Source organism: Streptomyces sp. NPDC037100 (genome assembly GCF_055606225.1).
This window is the reverse complement of record NZ_JBVJSX010000003.1, coordinates 872065-891103: the sequence shown is the minus strand read 5'-3', so window position 1 is coordinate 891103 and position 19039 is coordinate 872065. Positions and strand designations below refer to the sequence as shown.

At 70.5% G+C, this 19039-nt stretch carries 17 protein-coding genes and 1 pseudogene; 10 read left to right on the top strand and 8 right to left on the bottom strand.

What is annotated here, in order from left to right; all coding sequences use genetic code 11:
- Positions 1-79: 79 nt before the first annotated feature.
- The gene (gene disA, locus ACZ7EG_RS14130; protein WP_361949538.1) at positions 80-1204 is read left to right on the top strand and encodes a DNA integrity scanning diadenylate cyclase DisA; all 1125 of its coding nucleotides are present in this window, start codon (positions 80-82) and stop codon (positions 1202-1204) included.
- Positions 1205-1369: 165 nt separating this feature from the next.
- Here the strand turns inward: disA and ACZ7EG_RS14125 are convergent, their stop codons facing one another.
- Positions 1370-2245: a hypothetical protein gene (locus ACZ7EG_RS14125; protein WP_471076958.1), complete on the bottom strand. Its 876-nt coding sequence runs from the start codon at positions 2243-2245 to the stop codon at positions 1370-1372.
- 174 nt (positions 2246-2419) lie between these two features.
- On the opposite strand from ACZ7EG_RS14125, the gene ACZ7EG_RS14120 reads away from it, so the two are divergent.
- Entirely contained in the window at positions 2420-3061 is a 642-nt protein-coding gene (locus tag ACZ7EG_RS14120) for a phosphatase PAP2 family protein (RefSeq protein ID WP_471076955.1), read from the top strand.
- A 216-nt stretch (positions 3062-3277) separates the two neighbouring features.
- Here ACZ7EG_RS14120 and ACZ7EG_RS14115 read toward each other — a convergent pair whose 3' ends face one another.
- Positions 3278-3901 carry a response regulator gene (locus tag ACZ7EG_RS14115; protein WP_471077097.1) on the bottom strand — a complete coding sequence of 208 codons (624 nt, stop codon included), beginning with the start codon at positions 3899-3901 and terminating at the stop codon, positions 3278-3280.
- A 56-nt stretch (positions 3902-3957) separates the two neighbouring features.
- A complete protein-coding gene (locus ACZ7EG_RS14110; protein WP_471076952.1) occupies positions 3958-5532 on the bottom strand; it encodes a sensor histidine kinase in 1575 nt (524 codons plus the stop codon).
- Positions 5533-5651: 119 nt separating this feature from the next.
- Here ACZ7EG_RS14110 and ACZ7EG_RS14105 point away from each other — a divergent pair, with 119 nt between their 5' ends.
- The 5 genes from ACZ7EG_RS14105 to cseC all read left to right on the top strand — a co-directional run bounded on the left by ACZ7EG_RS14105 (position 5652) and on the right by cseC (position 10303).
- Positions 5652-6605 (top strand): HhH-GPD family protein, encoded by a 954-nt coding sequence (locus ACZ7EG_RS14105; RefSeq protein ID WP_471076949.1) that lies wholly within the window; start codon positions 5652-5654, stop codon positions 6603-6605.
- A 285-nt stretch (positions 6606-6890) separates the two neighbouring features.
- Entirely contained in the window at positions 6891-7430 is a 540-nt protein-coding gene (locus ACZ7EG_RS14100; protein ID WP_030251439.1) for a SigE family RNA polymerase sigma factor, read from the top strand.
- A complete protein-coding gene (locus ACZ7EG_RS14095) occupies positions 7418-8071 on the top strand; it encodes a hypothetical protein (RefSeq protein WP_471076946.1) in 654 nt (217 codons plus the stop codon). Before ACZ7EG_RS14100 ends, ACZ7EG_RS14095 begins: the two co-directional genes overlap by 13 nt.
- Before the next feature lie 166 nt (positions 8072-8237).
- Positions 8238-8939 (top strand): two-component system response regulator CseB, encoded by a 702-nt coding sequence (cseB, locus tag ACZ7EG_RS14090; protein WP_471076943.1) that lies wholly within the window; start codon positions 8238-8240, stop codon positions 8937-8939.
- 14 nt (positions 8940-8953) lie between these two features.
- Positions 8954-10303 carry a two-component system sensor histidine kinase CseC gene (cseC, locus tag ACZ7EG_RS14085; RefSeq protein ID WP_471076940.1) on the top strand — a complete coding sequence of 450 codons (1350 nt, stop codon included), beginning with the start codon at positions 8954-8956 and terminating at the stop codon, positions 10301-10303.
- Positions 10304-10525: 222 nt separating this feature from the next.
- Here the strand turns inward: cseC and ACZ7EG_RS14080 are convergent, their stop codons facing one another.
- Together ACZ7EG_RS14080 and ACZ7EG_RS14075 are read right to left on the bottom strand one after the other, a co-directional pair.
- Entirely contained in the window at positions 10526-10972 is a 447-nt protein-coding gene (locus ACZ7EG_RS14080) for a VOC family protein (protein ID WP_471076937.1), read from the bottom strand.
- A gap of 65 nt (positions 10973-11037) precedes the next feature.
- Entirely contained in the window at positions 11038-11571 is a 534-nt protein-coding gene (locus ACZ7EG_RS14075; RefSeq protein ID WP_471076934.1) for a helix-turn-helix transcriptional regulator, read from the bottom strand.
- Positions 11572-11729: 158 nt separating this feature from the next.
- Here ACZ7EG_RS14075 and ACZ7EG_RS14070 point away from each other — a divergent pair.
- Positions 11730-11846 (top strand): annotated as a pseudogene (locus ACZ7EG_RS14070) (IS30 family transposase); the annotation flags it as partial.
- Between the two features lie 64 nt (positions 11847-11910).
- Here ACZ7EG_RS14070 and ACZ7EG_RS14065 read toward each other — a convergent pair.
- Positions 11911-13503 carry an MDR family MFS transporter gene (locus ACZ7EG_RS14065; protein WP_471076931.1) on the bottom strand — a complete coding sequence of 531 codons (1593 nt, stop codon included), beginning with the start codon at positions 13501-13503 and terminating at the stop codon, positions 11911-11913.
- Positions 13504-13626: 123 nt separating this feature from the next.
- Between ACZ7EG_RS14065 and ACZ7EG_RS14060 the strand changes: the two genes are divergently transcribed.
- A complete protein-coding gene (locus ACZ7EG_RS14060) occupies positions 13627-14223 on the top strand; it encodes a TetR/AcrR family transcriptional regulator (protein ID WP_471076928.1) in 597 nt (198 codons plus the stop codon).
- A gap of 19 nt (positions 14224-14242) precedes the next feature.
- Here ACZ7EG_RS14060 and ACZ7EG_RS14055 read toward each other — a convergent pair whose 3' ends face one another.
- Positions 14243-14956, bottom strand: coding sequence for a M23 family metallopeptidase (locus ACZ7EG_RS14055; RefSeq protein WP_471076925.1), 714 nt, complete (start codon positions 14954-14956; stop codon positions 14243-14245).
- Between the two features lie 440 nt (positions 14957-15396).
- Between ACZ7EG_RS14055 and ACZ7EG_RS14050 the strand changes: the two genes are divergently transcribed.
- Positions 15397-16035, top strand: coding sequence for an HAD family acid phosphatase (locus ACZ7EG_RS14050; protein WP_471076922.1), 639 nt, complete (start codon positions 15397-15399; stop codon positions 16033-16035).
- 64 nt (positions 16036-16099) lie between these two features.
- On the opposite strand, the gene ACZ7EG_RS14045 is transcribed toward ACZ7EG_RS14050, so the two are convergent.
- A complete protein-coding gene (locus ACZ7EG_RS14045; RefSeq protein WP_471076919.1) occupies positions 16100-18625 on the bottom strand; it encodes an ATP-dependent Clp protease ATP-binding subunit in 2526 nt (841 codons plus the stop codon).
- Positions 18626-19039: the final 414 nt, after the last annotated feature.

Here is a 19039-nt window from a genome sequence, read left to right as displayed (position 1 = left end):
CTTTGCCCTGGTCTCGCCCGTCCGTGCGAACCGAGCGCGCGACACGGGGGCGCCCAGAACCTGCGACCGGAGGAGTGCAGTGGCAGCCAACGACCGGGCATCGGCTCCCGGAAAGTCCGGCGGGAGTGCCGGTACCGATGGCCTGATGCGCGCCTCCCTGAGCGCCGTGGCACCCGGCACCGCCCTGCGTGACGGCCTGGAGCGGGTACTCCGCGGCAACACCGGCGGGCTCATCGTGCTCGGCTCCGACAAGACGGTCGAGGCGCTGTGCAGCGGCGGTTTCGTGCTGGACGTCGAGTTCACCGCGACCCGTCTGCGCGAGCTGTGCAAGCTGGACGGCGGCATCGTGCTGTCCTCGGACCTGTCGAAGATCCTGCGCGCCGGCGTGCAGCTGGTCCCGGACCCGACGATCCCCACGGAGGAGACGGGAACCCGGCACCGCACCGCGGACCGCGTCAGCAAGCAGGTCGGCTTCCCGGTGGTCTCCGTCTCCCAGTCGATGCGGCTGATCGCCCTGTACGTCGACGGTCAGCGCCGCGTCCTGGAGGACTCGGCGGCGATCCTGTCCCGCGCCAACCAGGCGCTCGCCACCCTGGAGCGCTACAAGCTGCGCCTCGACGAGGTCGCGGGCACACTGTCGGCGCTGGAGATCGAGGACCTGGTGACCGTCCGGGACGTCTCGGCGGTCGCCCAGCGCCTGGAGATGGTCCGCCGCATCGCCACGGAGATCGCCGAGTACGTGGTGGAGCTGGGCACGGACGGCCGGCTGCTGGCCCTCCAGCTCGACGAGTTGATCGCGGGCGTGGAGCCCGAGCGCGAGCTGGTCGTGCGGGACTACGTCCCCGAGCCCACGGCCAAGCGCTCCCGCACGGTCGACGAGGCCCTCGCCGAACTCGACGCCCTCAGCCACGCCGAGCTTCTCGAAATGTCCACGGTGGCTCGGGCGTTGGGCTACACCGGCGCGCCCGAGACACTGGACTCGGCGGTTTCCCCGCGCGGGTTCCGCCTGCTGGCCAAGGTGCCCCGGCTCCCCGGCGCGATCATCGACCGCCTGGTCGAGCACTTCGGCGGGCTGCAGAAGCTGCTCGCCGCGAGCGTCGACGACCTGCAGACGGTGGACGGCGTGGGCGAGGCCAGGGCGCGCAGCGTCCGCGAGGGCCTGTCGCGCCTGGCGGAGTCGTCGATCCTGGAGCGGTACGTCTAGCGCGCAGGACACCTTGCCGCAACGGCTGAGGGCGGTACCCGGCAAGGGGTACCGCCCTCGGACGTTCCCGCGACCGTCTCTTCTGCTCGGCCTCTCTGCCGGCGTCTGACCCGGCCTCTCTCCCGGCCTCTGCGCCGGGTTCTGCGCCGGCCTCTGCGCCGGAACCTAGTCGGCCGAGAGCACGAACGACGTCTGCACCTTCGCAAAGCCCGGAGCCTTGGCTTCCACCAGGTACGTGCCCGCCCCGGCCGAGCCCGCGGGAGGCGTGGCGCACTCGGGAGCGCTCGGCTTGCGGTCCCACTTCACGGTGTAGGTGATGCCGCTGCCGGCGGCGACCCGGTACAGCTGGTGCGCGGCGGCCTTGGGGCAGTCCTCGGAGGACCAGTAGTCGTCGTCGCTGCTCGCCGGGGCGATGGTGAACACCGCGTTCTTCGGCCCGAGATCGATCTTGCAGTCGCTGCCGGAGACGTTCCGTGCGGTCAGCAGGAACGTGGGCGTCTGCTCGGGGTCGTAGGTGTTGTGCCGGCTGCGCAGGCTGAACTTGACCGCGCTCGCGGTGCAGTTGGGGAGGGTGGAGCCGGCCGGCAGGGTGTCGCCCGCGCCGACGCCGCCCGCGGTGGCGCCGCTCCCCGAGCCGCCGTCACCGCCCGCCCCCTCGGAGCCGCCGGAGCCGGAACCGCCGCCGGATCCGGCACCGTCTCCCGACCCGTTCCCCGAGCCGTCACCGGAGTCGCCCGAACCGTCGCCCGAACCGTCGCCCGAGCCGGACGACGAGCCGCCGGAGCCGCCACCGCCCGACTCGTCGCGCCCGCCGGGTGCTTGGCTGATGGCCGGACCGGAACTCGAAGGACCGGGCGTGATGGAAGGCGCGGGATTCTTGCCGTTGGCGCCGTTGTCACGGTCCTTGCCGCCCCCGCCGCCCATCATCACGATCCAGGTGGTCAGCAGCGCCAACACGGCGACCACAGACACCAGTACGACCCTCCGACGCCAGTAGATGGAGGAGGGAAGCGGCCCGACCGGATTGCGCAGAGATCCCACGGCGCAAACCTTACGAGAGATCGGCACGCCGGCCCGTCCCACCCGCCGCTGGAGCGACAACTTTTCCGGATCATCATCCCGGAAATCGCGTTCCCACCCCCGTCTTTCGTCAGGTGTGCGGCATGACGATCGCTGGGTGTGACGGAACTGGCCCTTCGCCTACCGTCCGTGACCATGACCTTCCAGGACACGACGCTCTACCGCGACATCACCGACTTCGCCCACACCACCCCGTCGTGGGTGCAACACGGAGCCAGGACATGGACGGAGGCCGGACTGCTCGTCTTCGTCGCGCTGTTCGCCGCCGGCTGGTGGCGCGCCCGCCGCGACAGTCCCCACGCCTTCGCGACAGCGGTCCTCGCACCTCTGGCCACTGCTGCGGCCTATGTGTGCAGTGAGGTCCTCAAGTCCGTGGTCACGGAGGAACGTCCGTGCCGGGCGGTGGCCGATGCGGCCGTGTCGCTGGCCGAATGCCCCCCGCACGGCGACTGGTCCTTCCCGTCCAACCACGCCACGATCGCGGGCGCGTCGGCGGTCGCCCTGGCCCTGGTCCGGCGTGCGCTGCTGTGGCTGACCGCCCCGCTCGCCCTTCTCATGGCCCTCTCCAGGGTCTTCGTCGGCGTGCACTACCCGCACGACGTCATGGCGGGCCTCGGGCTCGGCACAGTCGTCGCCCTCGTCGCCGTACGGCTGGGCGCCGAGCCGATGACGCGGCTGACCCGAGCCCTGCGCACCTCGTCGGCACCGGCGGTGCGGTGGGTGCTGGGGCCGGGCCCGGCGCTCGTCGCGTCGTACGAGACGGCCGCGCGCCGGTGAGCCGGGACGCACGGCGCACAGCCGGGCCGGGACGCACACGCGCCGCTCAGCCGCGCCGCACACACGCCGCTCAGCCGCTCCGCACACGCGCCGCTCAGCCGCTCCGCACACGCGCCGCTGAGCCGCGGGCCATGCGCGCGTGGTCGAGCGGTGCGCGCCCACACGGCCGTCCGGTCTCACGTCCTCCACCGACGGACACCGCGAGCCCCCGGTCGCTCACTGCTCCACCAGCCCCGCCTCGTACGCCACGATCGCCGCCTGCACCCGGTTGCGTACGCCCAGCCGGTCCAGGACCGCGCTGACGTAGGCCTTCACCGTGCCCTCGACCAGGTGCAGCCGGGCAGCGATCTCCGGGTTGGACAGGCCTGCGCCGACCAGGCCGAGCACCTCGCGCTCACGGGGGCTCAGGACCGCCACCCGCGCGCGTGCCCGAGCCTCGCGGGTGAGGCGCCCGCCACCGAGCCCCTCGTCGATGACGTACCGGGCCACCTTGGGCGAGAGGAACGCGGCACCTGCGGCCACCGCCCGCACGCCCGCCACGAGTTCGTACGGATCCCCGGACTTCAGCAGGAAGCCGGTGGCGCCACCGCCGAGGGCGCGGGTCACGTAGGCGCCCTCGGAGAAGGTGGTGAGCATCGCGACGGCCGTGCCGGGCACGGACCGCACGATCTCCTCCGCCGCCCCGAGGCCGTCCAGGCGGGGCATGCGGATGTCCAGCAGGGCAACGTCCGGGCGGTGCGCGCGGGCCAGCTCGACCGCCTCGCGCCCGTCACCCGCCTCGGCGACGACCTCCGTCCCTCCGCCACTGCCCAGGATGGCGGACACCCCTGCCCGGACCATCGCCTCGTCGTCGGCCAGCAGCACCCGGATCGGTGCCCCGCTCGCGTCCCCTGTGCTCACCGTGCGAACTCCTCCTGCTCTTCCCGGCCTTCGCCCGACGGGGCGACCCCGGGGACCACGTCCTTGGCGACCAGCCGCCCGGCCTCGAAGCACAGTCTGAAGTGGTCGACGGAGACGAACAGTTCGCCGCTCGCGCGGTAGTAGCGGCACTCGGCTCCACCGGGCGGAACGGGAGCCCGGTCGCCGGGTGGGTCATTGACATCACGATCGGGCAGCACGCGCTCGACCTCGGCGGCGGGGGCACCCAGGCGAAGTTCCGCGTACGCGGCCGGTTCGAGCACCGAGTGGGTCTCGGCGTACGCGTACCAGCCGAAGGCGGCGCCGACGAGCACGATGCCCACGCCGGTCGCGGCACCGAGGCCGATGGCGCCCCGGCGGCGGACCTCGGTGAACGGAGCCCGGGCGGGGCGCGGAGGTGTGACGGCGGTCCGCTGCCGGGGGACGTACGCCCGCACCCGGAAGCCCTCTGGGTGACGGCCCGCCTCGAACTCCCCGCCGACCGAGGTCACCGCGGCCCGCAGCCCGAGCAGGCCCGTACCGCCTCCGGAAGGCGGGGAACCCTCCTGTGTCGCCCGGCCGCTGGTGATCGTGACGGAGGTGCCCGCGGCGCGTCCGGTGACCGCCACGACCACGGGGGCACCCGGTGCGTGCCGTGCCGCGTTGGTCAGTGCCTCCCGGGTCACGCGGTGCAACAGCCGCTCGGCGACGTCGCCGGGGTCCGCGGGCGGGGCGTGTCCGGCAGGCACCCAGCGCACGGGGAGACCCGACTCGGCCGCGCGGGTGACGAGTTGCTCCAGGGTCTCGCCTGCCGGTGTCAGCGGCACCGGCTCGTCGTCGTCCTCGCGCAGAACGCCGATGATGCGGTGCAGCCGGTCGGTGGCGTCGGCGGCGGCCGCGCGCAGGTCGGCCGCCGCGGCCCGGTGTTCGTCGCCGAGGCCGTGGGCGACCTGGAGGGCACCCGCGCGCAGGGCGATGAGGCTCAGCTCGTGGCCGAGGGAATCGTGCATGTCCTGGGCGATCCGGGCCCGTTCGCGCAGCCGGGCCCGCTCCTCGGCGAAGCGGGCCTCGTCCTCCAGCCGGGCGGCGCGCAGCCACCCCGCCTCGGCCAGCTCGCGGCTCTGCCGCCAGTAGCGCCCGCCGAGCCAGGGAAAGACACAGCCGAAGAGCAGCGTGCCTGCCAAGACGAGGCACTCGGGGGCCGGGTCGACCCCGACGAGCGCGCTTCGCGCGGCGCCCGCGCAGCCGACGGCCGCGAAGCACGCCAGGGCCGGGCGTGCCCGGCCCGCCCGCAGCCCGAGCAACAGTGCGCACACGCCGAGGGCGGGGCCGTAGGAGACGGTGAACAGGGCCGGGGCGGCGGCGAGACTCAAGACTGCCACCAGCCCGAAGGCAACCAGGGGCAGCCGCCGGGACACAGCGGCGGCCCCGGCCAGCACGACCACGCCGACCGCCTGCTGCCAGCCCGGCCGCGGCTCGTTCAGCCCGACCCGGTCCGCCGTCAGCGCCGGGACGGCGAAGGCGGCCCACAGGAGGGCGCCACGGGCGACAGAGGCCGGGCCAGGACGTTCCATGCGGCTGACGCTACAAGCGCCCGACCCGCCCGCACTGCTGTCGATCGTCAGGTGACTGTCTTCTTCACGGGTGGCGGTATGCCCGAACAGGGGCCTCTGCGTGGCACCATCGAGAGGCCATGACTGCTCCCACGAAACCCCCGCACCCGACCGCCGCCTCCCCCTCCTCCCCCTCCGGCACCCCCTCCGGCCCGGCCCCCGGGGAGAACCTGCACTCCCCCGTCATCGACTGGTTCGACGAACACGCCCGTGACCTGCCGTGGCGGCGTCCCGAGGCCGGGGCGTGGGGGGTGATGGTCAGCGAGTTCATGCTGCAGCAGACCCCGGTGAGCCGTGTTCTGCCCGTCTACGAGCAGTGGCTGGAGCGCTGGCCGCGCCCGGCCGACCTGGCCAAGGAGGCGCCCGGCGAGGCCGTTCGCGCCTGGGGGCGGCTCGGATACCCCCGCCGCGCGCTGCGGCTGCACGGCGCCGCCGTCGCCATAACGGAACGGCACGGCGGTGACGTACCGGCCGACCACGCCCAGCTGCTGGCGCTGCCCGGCATCGGCGAGTACACGGCCGCCGCCGTCGCCTCCTTCGCCTACGGGCAGCGGCACCCGGTGCTGGACACCAACGTGCGGCGGGTCTTCGCCCGCGCGGTCACCGGTGTGCAGTACCCGCCGAACGCCACCACCGCCGCCGAGCGCAAGCTGGCCCGCGCGCTGCTGCCCGAGGACGAGCCGACCGCCGCCCGCTGGGCCGCCGCCTCCATGGAGCTGGGCGCGCTGGTGTGCACGGCGAAGAGCGAGGCGTGTCACCGCTGCCCGATCGCCGCGCAGTGCGCGTGGCGGCTGGCGGGCAAGCCGGAGCACGACGGGCCGCCGCGCCGGGGTCAGACCTACGCGGGCACCGACCGGCAGGTGCGCGGGCGGCTGCTCGCCGTGCTGCGGGAGGCCCACGGGCCCGTACCCCAGGCGGCCCTGGACCGGGTGTGGCACGAGCCGGTGCAGCGGGCCCGCGCCCTCGACGGCCTCGTCGCCGACGGTCTGGTGGAGCCGCTGGCGGGCGGTTCGTACCGGCTGCCGCTGACCTGACGGACAGACAGGTCACAGCCGTGGACCGCCGCCCGTAAGAGAGCTCGGGGTGGACAAATCACCCCGAACCGGCCTCAACACCCCCACCGCCCTGCCCCGTTCGGATTTCCGTTACACAACCGACGGACAGCCGAGTGCTGGCCGCAGGCTGCTTCGGACAGTGCCGTGACAACGCCTCCGTACCTTCAGATGCGTTCCCGGAAGACACGGGACGACTGAAGACCACAGGCAGTACACGGGCGGCGGGGAGCCGGCCCGGAACGGGGAAACGGGAGGCGGTTCACCATGGCGCAGGGCGAGGTGCTCGAGTTCGAGGAGTACGTCCGCACCCGGCAGGACGCGCTGCTGCGCAGTGCCCGCCGCCTGGTCCCGGACCCGACGGACGCGCAGGACCTGCTGCAGACGGCGCTGGTACGGACCTACGGCCGGTGGGAGACCATCGAGGACAAGCGGCTGGCCGACGCCTACCTGCGCCGGGTGATGATCAACACCCGCACGGAGTGGTGGCGGGCGCGGAAGCTGGAGGAGGTCCCGACCGAGCAGCTCCCGGACGCCTCGGTCGACGACGCCACCGAGCAGCACGCGGACCGCGCCCTGCTGATGGACATCCTGAAGGTCCTCGCCCCGAAGCAGCGCAGTGTCGTGGTGCTGCGACACTGGGAGCAGATGTCCACGGAGGAGACGGCCGCCGCCCTCGGCATGTCGGCCGGAACGGTCAAGAGCACGCTGCACCGGGCGCTCGCCCGGCTCCGCGAGGAGCTGGAGTCCCGCGACTTGGACGCACGCGCGCTGGAGCGTGAGGAGCGGGAGCGGTGCGCGGCCTGACCGGCGAGGGTTCTGCACGGACCCGGGGCAGTATCCAGGCGGTGAGCGCGGCCCTGGCCGTGCCCACCGCCCTCGCCCTTTTGGTGTCCGGTTGCGGTGCGGGCGGCACCGGCGCCCGTGACGAGGGCCCGGCGCACGCCGACTCGGTGGCGGGCGCCGCCGCGACGCCGTCCGCCGCACCGTCGAAGTCGCCCGACACCGTGAACGCGGTCGAGCTCGTCAAGGACGACCCGAAGGTCGCACCCGAGGTGAAGCGCGAGCTGAAGCCGTGCGTGGCCAACGAGTACCCGGTCGACGTCTCCTACGGCAACCTGACCGAAGGCTCCGCGGACGACGTCGTCGTCAACGTGCTGACCTGCGGTGACGCGGTGGGCGTCGGCAGTTACGTGTACCGCGAGCAGGACGGCTCGTACGAGAACGTGTTCACGTCCGAGGAGCCGCCGGTCTACGCGGAGATCGACCGCGGCGACCTGGTGGTGACCAAGCAGGTGTACGACAAGGGTGACCCGGTGTCGAGTCCCTCCGGGGAGAACGTGATCACGTACAGATGGACCTCCGGCCACTTCGCCGAGAAGTACCGCACGCACAACGACTACGGGAAGGTCGCCGGCGACAGCGCGACGCCGGCGCCGGCGGGCTGACGCGGGCGGAAGGCCGCGTGAACCGATCGGGACACTCGGACCGATCCCTCGGTGAACGCATCGCGCGGACCATGCGTCCCAGCAGTAGAACGCATCTCCAGCAACCGCACACGCGTCCAGCAGTGGAACGCGCCCCCACGGATCACAGAGGACAGAGAGCACCGGGATGGCAGACCAGACCCACGTCCTGTTCGTCGAGGACGACGACGTCATCCGAGAGGCCACGCAGCTCGCCCTGGAACGGGACGGCTTCGTGGTCACCGCCATGCCCGACGGGCTGTCGGGTCTGGAGGCGTTCCGGTCGGACCGCCCCGACATCGCGCTGCTGGACGTCATGGTTCCCGGCCTCGACGGGGTCAGCCTGTGCCGCCGGATCCGGGACGAGTCGACCGTACCGGTGATCATGCTGTCGGCGCGGGCCGACTCCATCGACGTCGTGCTGGGCCTGGAGGCGGGCGCCGACGACTATGTGACCAAGCCGTTCGACGGTGCCGTCCTGGTCGCCCGGATCCGCGCGGTGCTGCGCCGCTTCGGGCACGCGGGCGGCGGCCGGGGCGAGGAGCCGGACACCCCGGCGAGCAGTGGCGTGCTGGCCTTCGGCGACCTGGAGGTCGACACCGAGGGCATGGAGGTCCGCCGTGCCGGGCAGCCGGTGGCCCTGACGCCGACCGAGATGCGGCTGCTGCTGGAGTTCTCCTCCGCGCCGGGCACGGTGCTCTCCCGCGACAAGCTGCTGGAGCGGGTCTGGGACTACGGCTGGGGCGGGGACACCCGCGTCGTCGACGTGCATGTGCAGCGGCTGCGGCAGAAGATCGGCCAGGACCGGATCGAGACGGTCCGCGGCTTCGGCTACAAGTTGAAGGCCTGAGCAGGGGCAGGGGTATGAGGGGGCACTTCCGGCGCCTGGTCGCCGCGGGCTTGGAGCGGGCGGGCATCCGTACCGGCCTCAGATGGAAGCTGAGCGCGGCCATCGCCCTGGTGGGCGCGCTGGTGGCGATCGCGCTGAGCCTCGTGGTGCACAACGCCGCCCGGGTCTCGATGCTGGACAACGCGCGCGACCTCGCCGACGAGCGGATCATGATCGCCCAGCGCAACTTCGAGCTGTCCGGGCGGATGAACTTCCCCAACACCAAGATCAATGACCCTGATCTGCCGCAGGCGCTGCGCGACCGGGTCGAGGCGGGCCAGCGGGCGACCTACGTGGCGGACCGGCCCGGTGACGTGCCCGACATATGGGCCGCCGTGCCGCTGAAGAACGGGCAGGTGATGTCGCTGCACTCGGGCTTCACCGACCGCAGCTCGGACATCCTCCAGGACCTCGACCAGGCCCTGCTCATCGGGTCCATCGCGGTCGTCCTCGGCGGCAGCGCGCTCGGAGTGCTCATCGGCGGGCACCTCTCGCGGCGGCTGCGCAAGGCGGCCATCGCGGCGGGCCAGCTCGCCGGCGGCGAGACGGACGTGCGCGTGCGGGACGCCATGGGCGGGGTCGTACGGGACGAGACCGACGACCTGGCGAGCGCGGTGGACGCCATGGCGGACGCGCTGCGGCAGCGCATCGAGGCCGAGCGGCGGGTCACCGCCGACATCGCGCACGAGCTGCGCACCCCGGTGACCGGGCTGCTGACCGCCGCGGAACTCCTGCCGCCCGGGCGCCCCACCGAGCTGGTGCTGGACCGGGCGAAGGCCATGCGCACGCTGGTCGAGGACGTGCTGGAGGTGGCCCGGCTGGACGGGGCCTCCGAGCGGGCGGAGCTGCAGGACCTCATGCTGGGAGAGTTCGTCGCCCGGCGGGTCGCGGCCAAGGATCCCGCCATCGAGGTGCGCATCGTGCACGAGTCGGAGGTCACCACCGACCCGCGCCGCCTGGAGCGCGTCCTGTTCAACCTCCTGGCCAACGCGGCCCGGCACGGCAAGCCGCCCATCGAGGTCAGCGTCGAGGGCCGGGTCATCCGGGTGCGCGACCACGGCCCGGGTTTTCCCGAGGACCTGCTCGCCGAAGGGCCGAGCCGCTTCCGCACGGGCAGCAAGGACCGGGCCGGGCAGGGCCACGGGCTCGGCCTGACCATCGCGGCCGGGCAGGCCCGGGTGATGGGCGCCCGGCTGACCTTCCGCAACGTCCGCACCCCCGGGACACCCGAGCACCTGCCGGCCGAGGGCGCGGTCGCCGTGCTGTGGCTGCCGGAGCACGCGCCGACGAACACCGGGAGCTACCCGATGCTGCCGGGCTCGTGAGCCTTATTGAGCTGCCGGGCTCGTGAGCCTTCCTGGCCTTGCTGCCGGGCTCGTGAGCCCTTCCTGAACTTACTGCCGGGCTCGTGACTTACTGCCGGGCTCGTGAGCCTTCCTGAACTTACTGCCGGGCTCGTGACTTACTGCCGGGCTCGTGAGCCTTCCTGAACTTGCTGCCGGGCTCGTGAGCCTCCCTGGCCTTCGGGACCGGCCGTATCGACGGGGTCAGCAGGACCAGTCCTCGTCCATGTCGAGGCCGCCCTCGCGGGGCTGGGTGAAGGAGAACCAGTTGCCGGAGTCGTCGCGGAACAGCGCCTCCGTGCCGTACGGGCGCTCCTGCGGCTCCTGAAGGAACTCCACGCCCCTGTCCTTGAGCTTCTTGTAGTCGCCGTGGATGTCGTCGGTGGTCAGCACGCCCGCGCCGAGCGCGCCCTTCGTCACGAGCTTCTTGAGCATCTCGGCGGACTCGGGGTCCATCGCGGGCCCGCCGGGCACCATCAGCGTCAGCTCGACGTCGGGCTGGTTCGGCGAGCCGACCGTGAGCCAGCGCATGCCGCCCTCGCCCATGGTCATGTCCGTACGGACCTCCAGGCCCAGTTTCTCCGTGTAGAACTCCTTGGCCCGGTCCTGGTCGAGGACCCAGACGGTCGAGATGGCGAGACCCTTGATCATGGCGTGCTCCTGCTCTGACGGTGCGGCCGGTCGTGCCTGCCCTGCCACGGTAGGCCGCGGGCGTGTCAGCCCGCTTCTCCGGAATTGCGCTGCTTCGCCTCTTCGGAACGGCGCGGCTTCTTCGCCTCTTCGGAACGGCGCTGCTTCGCTTCTTCGGAACGGCGCTGCTTCGCCTCTCCGGAACGGCGCTGCTCGCCGGAGCCGGGTGCGGAGCGGAAGCCGCCCGCCCAGAGCATGGCGTAGCAGCCGGGTATGAGGGCGGCTCCCCGGCCCACGTGCTTGGTCCGGTACTCGCTGGGAGTGAGACCCGTCCAGGTCTTGAAGCGCGCCGAGAACGTGCCGACGCTGCTGAAACCGACCAGGTGGCAGATCTCCGTCACCGACAGGTTCGCCGTGCGCAGCAGGTCCTCGGCGCGTTCAATCCGGCGGTGCGTGAGGTACTGGCCGGGGGTCTCGCCGTACGCCTCCTTGAAGGCGCGGATGAAGTGGTAGCGCGAGTACCCGGCGTGGGCGGCGACGGTGTCCAGGTCGAGCCCGGGATCGGCCCAGTCCCGGTCCATCGCGTCCTTGGCCAGCCGGACCTGGCGCGTCTTGTCCATGCGACCGATGGTGGCACGGGGGTCTGACAACGGCCCCGGCCGCGAGCAGCGTCCTGCGCCGCGCAGAGCAGGCCCGGCAGAACGTCACCCCGGGCGGACGGCCCCGGCGGAGCCTGCACCACGCGAGGCAGAGGCCCGGGCAAGGCGAAGGCCCCGGGGCCCTGCACAGCCCCGAAGACCTCGAACACGTCGCCCAGGAACTCAACGGCCACCCACGCAAGACGCTCGGCTGGGATACCCCAGCCGAGCGTCTACGTGATCTACTCACCACCTGAAACCAAGTGGTGTTGCGACGACCCCGTGAACCCGAGCTCTGCCCGGGGCCTTCGCCGAGAGGTGTCAGACCGGCTCGACCACCGGCGTCTGGGCCGTCGGGCCGCCCGCCTTGCCGTCGTCCGATGCCGTCGGTCCCGCTCCCTTCAGCGGCACCTCCTTCACGAACACGGCCGCCACGAGGGCGACCACCGCCACCACGGCACCGAGCAGGAACGCCGAGTGCGTGCCGGCGGAGACCGCGTGCTGGTACGCCTCCCGGACGAGCACCGGCAGCTTCTGCAGGCTCTTCGCGTCGAGCTGAGCCGACTGCTCGGTCACCTTGGAGCCCAGCGCACCGGCCCGCTCGCTCATGACGTCCTGGACACGGTTGTTGAACAGCGCACCCATGATCGCGACGCCGAAGGAGGAGCCGAGGGTGCGGAACAGCGTGGTGGAGGAGGACGCGACGCCCATGTCCTTCATCTCCACGCTGTTCTGCGCGACCAGCATGGTGATCTGCATCAGACAGCCCATGCCGAGCCCGACCACGGCCATGAAGATGCCGGACGTCAGACGGGAGGTGCCGGTGTCCATCGTGGACAGCAGGTACAGCCCGACGATCATCAGCGCGCTGCCGACGACCGGGAAGACCTTGTACTTGCCGGTGTTCGTGGTCACCCGCCCGGCGACCATCGAGGTCACCAGCATCGCGCCGAGCATCGGCAGGAGCAGCAGCCCGGAGTTGGTCGCGGAAGCACCCTGCACGGACTGCTGGTACAGCGGCAGGAAGAGCGTGGCACCGAACATCACGAAGCCGGTGATGAAACCGATGACCGACATCAGCGTGAAGTTCAGGCTGCGGAAGATGTGCAGGGGCACCACCGGCTCCGCGGCCCGGGTCTGCCAGAACACGAACCCGACCAGCGCGGCCACCCCCATGCCGATCAGCTCCATGATCCGCGCGGAGCTCCACGCGTACTCCGTGCCGCCCCACGTCGTCACCAGCACGATCGCGGTGATGCCGACGGTCAGCAGCGCGGCGCCCAGGTAGTCGATCCGCGCCTTGGAGCGCTTCCTCGGCAGGTGCAGCACGGCACTGACGGCGATCAGCGCGACCACGCCGAGCGGCAGGTTGATGTAGAAGGCCCAGCGCCAGCCCCAGTTGTCGGTGATCGTGCCGCCGACCAGCGGGCCGCCGATCATCGCGAGCGCCATGACACCGGCCATCATGCCCTGGTACTTGCCGCGCTCCCGGGGCGGGATCAGGTCACCGATGATCGCCATGACGCCGACCATCAGACCGCCGGCGCCGAGGCCCTGCACCGCGCGGAAGCCGATCAGCTCGCCCATGTTCTGGGCCATGCCGCTGAGCGCGGAACCGATCAGGAAGATCACGATGGACGACAGGAACGTGCCCTTGCGGCCGTACAGGTCGCCGAGCTTGCCCCACAGCGGGGTGGAGGCCGCGGTCGCGAGGGTGTAGGCGGTGACGACCCAGGAGAGGTGTTCGAGCCCGCCCAGCTCACCGACGATCGTCGGCATGGCGGTACCGATGATCATGTTGTCGAGCATCGCGAGCATCATCGCGATCATCAGTGCGAGCAGCACGACCCGTACGCTCTTGGGCTGCTTCTCCCCGGCGGCGTCTGCCGCCGGTGTGTCCGTCCTGTCCGCCATCGCTTCCCACTCCCCCAGCTACCGCTACTTACTTGTCGACCGGCTAGTGACTACACTCGGAAGCTAGCCGCGGAACTAGCCGGGCGTCAAGTAAGTTTTATGGAAAGCGGGCGGCGTAGGAGGATGGGCGGCACCATGGACGGCACCAGGCAGCGGCGCCGCGGGAACACCCGCCGGCGCATCCAGGACGTGGCCCTCGAACTCTTCGCCGAGCACGGCTACGAGAAGACCTCCCTGCGCGAGATCGCGGAGCACCTGGAGGTCACCAAGGCGGCGCTCTACTACCACTTCAAGACGAAGGAAGAGATCCTCGTCAGCATCTTCGAGGACCTCACCCAGCCGATCGAGGACCTGATCGACTGGGGCCGGCAGCAGCCGCCCACCCTCGCGACCAAGCAGGAGATCATCCGCCGCTACGCCGACACGCTCGCCGAGGCGGCGCCACTGTTCCGCTTCATGCACGAGAACCAGGCGACGGTACGGGACCTGCGGATCGGCGAGTCCTTCAAGGCGCGCATCCACAGTCTGCGCGACATCATCGTCGACCCGGACGCGGACCTGGTCGACCAGGTCCGCTGCGCCAGCGCGATCTTCACGCTGCACGCGGGCATGTTCCTGCTCCAGGACATGGGAGACGACCCCGAGGAGAAGAACAAAGCCGTCCTCGAGGTCGCCACGGACCTGGTGACCCAGGCCCACCGGGGAGCCGGGGGCTCCTAGGCCTGCGCGCTCACGCGGGTCAGACCGTCACGCCCTTGGCGCGCAGGAACTTCACCGGGTCGACCGCCGAGCCGTAGTTCGGGGTCGTACGGATCTCGAAGTGCAGGTGCGGGCCGCTGGAGTTGCCGGTGTTGCCGGACTTGGCTATCTCCTGGCCGGTCTTGACGATCTGGCCGATGTGCACCTTGACCTTCGACAGGTGGGCGTACTGGGAGTACGTGCCGTTGCCGTGCTTGATGACGATGGCGTTGCCGTACGCGGGACCGTCACCGGCACCGTTGCCGCCGGCCTTGACCACGGTGCCGCCGTGGGCGGCGACGACCTGCGTACCGCTCGGCACGGCGAAGTCCTGGCCGCTGTGCTTGTGCGCCCACATGCCGCCGTTCTGGGCGAAGCTCGCGGAGAGCGTGTACTTCTTCACCGGGTCGACCCAGGACGGCTTGGCCTTCTTGGCAGCCGCCTTCTTGGCAGCGGCCTTCTTCTCGGCCGCCTTCTTGGCGGCGGCGGCCTTGGCGGCCTTCTCAGTCTTCGCGGCCTCGGCCTTGGCGGCCTTGGCCTGGGCGGCGGCCTGCGCCTGGACGGCACCGGCGGCCCCGGACGCGGCCGTGGTGTCGGCGGCGGACGCGACCCCGGCTCCCAGTGCGACCGAGACACCAAGGCCGGCGGCCAGCACGGTCGCACGGGTGCGGAGCTGGGACGTACGGGAAGAACGGGACGTGACGCGCTGGGACATCGAAACCTCGTATGGAAGGGGACGGAGAAAACCACCCGGCTCACAACCGCTCGCCGTGTGGCCATCCCTTGGTAACCCGAAGCCCGACAAACTCCCAAAAGCGTGATCTACGACGCTAGTTAGTAATTTGGGTCAGTGTTCTACGTCTCTTGACACAGCAGTCATTCGGGACGAATCAGGACACTAGCCAGCACTTCCACCCGCGCCACGGGGGAAGAATCCCTTTTCTCCCTGTCCGTTATCCACTATTCCGGCTAGTAACGGACATATCGCCTGTGCGCCATGTCACCGGGGACCCTCTTCGGCCATTCCGAAAATGTGGCGCAGGCCTCTAGGCGCCTACCGTCCGGTAACCCTACGGTTCCCCTCACGCCACCCTCGAGCGCAAGCATGCACACGACATGTTGACAGCGTCACGGACGTGAGAGGACCCCCACGACATGCAGACCCGACGCCCCTGGTTGCGCCGCGCATCAGTGACCGCCGTCTCGGCGGCAGCCCTCGTGGCGATGGCCGCACCGGCCGACGCCGCGACCGCCGCCCGGGCCCCCACGACCACCGCCACGGCCACGGCCACGGCCGCGGACGTCGACTACGACACCTGGCAGAAGGACTGCCAGGCCGTGATGGACCAGGCGCTGCCCTACCTGAAGCAGCGGATCGCGGCCCAGAAGCCGGGCGAGAAGCAGGCGATCGTCTTCGACATCGACAACACGACGCTGGAGACGGACTTCGGCTTCGCCTATCCGCAGCCGGCCAACAAGCCGGTCCTGGCGGCCGCAAGATACGCACAGGAGCGCGGCGTCGCCCTGTTCTTCGTGACCGCCCGGCCGGACATCATCGCCTCGTTCACCCAGTACAACCTGAAGCAGACCGGCTACCAGGTCTCCGGACTCTACGTCCGCAACTTCATCGACCTCTTCAAGAACGTCGCCGACTACAAGACGGCCCAGCGCATCGACGTCGAGAAGAAGGGCTACACGATCATCGCGAACATCGGCAACAGCGCCACCGACCTGTCGGGCGGCCACGCCGAGAGGACGTTCAAGCTGCCGGACTACGACGGGCAGCTCTCCTAGCCCGCAGACATGCGAGAGGGGCCGGTGCTGTTCAGCACCGGCCCCTCTCAGTGGGTCGTTACGCTCAGGCGTCCTTGCTCAGGTTCGGACCCGTGCCGCCCGCCGCCTGCTCGATCGGCGGGACGTCCGGAAGAGCCGCCTTCTCCTCGCCGCGGAAGGTGAAGGTCTTGGTCTCGCCCTCGCCCTCCGTGTCGACGACCACGATGTGACCGGGGCGCAGCTCGCCGAAGAGGATCTTCTCCGACAGCGAGTCCTCGATCTCGCGCTGGATGGTGCGACGCAGCGGACGCGCACCCAGCACCGGGTCGTAGCCCTTCTTGGCCAGCAGCTCCTTGGCGGACTGGGAGAGCTCGATGCCCATGTCCCGGTCCTTCAGGCGCTCGTCGACCTTGTCGATCATCAGGTCGACGATCTTGAGGATGTCGGCCTGGCTGAGCTGCGGGAAGACGACCACGTCGTCGACGCGGTTGAGGAACTCGGGCCGGAAGTGCTGCTTGAGCTCGTCCGAGACCTTGTTCTTCATGCGCTCGTAGTTGGACTTCGTGTCGCCCTGGGCCGCGAAGCCCAGGTTGAAGCCCTTGGAGATGTCCCGGGTGCCGAGGTTGGTCGTCATGATGATGACCGTGTTCTTGAAGTCCACGACCCGGCCCTGGGAGTCGGTCAGGCGACCGTCCTCCAGGATCTGCAGCAGCGAGTTGAAGATGTCCGGGTGGGCCTTCTCGACCTCGTCGAACAGCACGACCGAGAACGGCTTGCGGCGGACCTTCTCGGTCAGCTGGCCGCCCTCCTCGTAGCCCACGTAGCCGGGGGGCGAACCGAAGAGACGCGAGACCGTGTGCTTCTCGCTGAACTCCGACATGTCGAGGGAGATCAGCGCGTCCTCGTCGCCGAAGAGGAACTCGGCGAGCGCCTTGGACAGCTCGGTCTTACCGACACCGGACGGGCCGGCGAAGATGAACGAGCCACCGGGGCGCTTCGGGTCCTTCAGACCGGCACGCGTACGGCGGATCGCCTTCGACAGCGCCTTGACGGCGTCGTTCTGGCCGATGACCCGCTTGTGGAGCTCCTCCTCCATGCGCAGCAGGCGGGAGGACTCCTCCTCGGTCAGCTTGAAGACCGGGATACCGGTGGCGGTGGCGAGGACCTCGGCGATCAGCTCGCCGTCGACCTCGGCGACGACGTCCATGTCGCCGGCCTTCCACTCCTTCTCCCGCTTGGCCTTGGCGGCGAGGAGCTGCTTCTCCTTGTCGCGCAGGGAGGCGGCCTTCTCGAAGTCCTGCGAGTCGATCGCGGACTCCTTGTCGCGGCGGACGCCGGCGATCTTCTCGTCGAACTCGCGCAGGTCCGGCGGCGCGGTCATCCGGCGGATGCGCATCCGGGAACCGGCCTCGTCGATCAGGTCGATCGCCTTGTCCGGCAGGAAGCGGTCCGAGATGTACCGGTCGGCCAGCGTGGCGGCCTGGACCAGCGCCTCGTCCGTGATGGAGACGCGGTGGTGGGCCTCGTACCGGTCACGGAGACCCTTGAGGATCTCGATCGTGTGCGGCAGGGACGGCTCCGCGACCTGGATGGGCTGGAAGCGGCGCTCGAGAGCGGCGTCCTTCTCCAGGTGCTTGCGGTACTCGTCCAGCGTGGTCGCGCCGATGGTCTGCAGCTCACCGCGGGCCAGCATCGGCTTCAGGATGGAAGCGGCGTCGATGGCGCCCTCGGCGGCACCCGCACCGACCAGCGTGTGCAGCTCGTCGATGAACAGGATGATGTCGCCGCGGGTGCGGATCTCCTTGAGTACCTTCTTCAGGCGCTCCTCGAAGTCACCGCGGTAGCGGGAGCCGGCGACCAGCGCGCCGAGGTCCAGGGTGTAGAGGTGCTTGTCCTTGAGGGTCTCGGGCACCTCGCCCTTGACGATGGCCTGGGCGAGGCCCTCGACGACGGCGGTCTTGCCGACGCCGGGCTCACCGATCAGCACCGGGTTGTTCTTGGTACGGCGGGACAGCACCTGCATGACCCGCTCGATCTCCTTCTCGCGCCCGATGACCGGGTCGAGCTTGGACTCACGAGCGGCCTGGGTGAGGTTCCGGCCGAACTGGTCGAGGACCAGGGACGTGGAGGGGGTGCCCTCGGCAGGACCGCCGGCGGTGGCGGTCTCCTTGCCCTGGTAACCGGAGAGCAGCTGGATCACCTGCTGCCGCACCCGGTTCAGATCTGCGCCCAGCTTGACGAGGACCTGGGCGGCGACGCCCTCGCCCTCGCGGATCAGGCCGAGCAGGATGTGCTCCGTGCCGATGTAGTTGTGGCCCAGCTGAAGGGCCTCGCGGAGCGACAGCTCCAGGACCTTCTTGGCACGGGGGGTGAAGGGGATGTGGCCGGACGGGGCCTGCTGGCCCTGGCCGATGATCTCCTCCACCTGCTGGCGGACCGCCTCGAGCGAAATCCCGAGGCTCTCAAGGGCCTTGGCGGCGACACCTTCACCCTCGTGGATCAGGCCCAGGAGGATGTGCTCAGTGCCGATGTAGTTGTGGTTGAGCATCCGGGCTTCTTCCTGAGCCAGGACGACAACCCGCCGCGCGCGGTCGGTGAACCTCTCGAACATCGTTAATCGCTCCTCAGAGCGGTCAGGCAGTGGGGGGAACTTCCCCTCCCTGTCCTTCCGCAGCTTAGTCCCGCAAGCGGGGACCGCTCATTCCAACTGCCGACACCGTCCTTGGCCTCCTGACCCCGAACGCCGACATCTGCTCCAACCCGATGGTGCGAGACGATGTTCCCGCAGGCCAGGCAGATACCCCACTCGCCAGTACGCCGATGGCGAACGTGAGACGTCCTTTTCTGCGTGTCGCCCCCTCCCACTAGGGATGTCTTACCCGCGGGGACCGGAAGTCCATGCCGAGCGCCCCCGTTCCCTCCGCTACGGGCGAACAACCTTGCGCCTCCCCGCACCCCTTTCGCGCCCTCGATTCGCCACTCTGTGCGTCCACGGCGCCACCCAGCGTAACTCGCACGGCTTTCC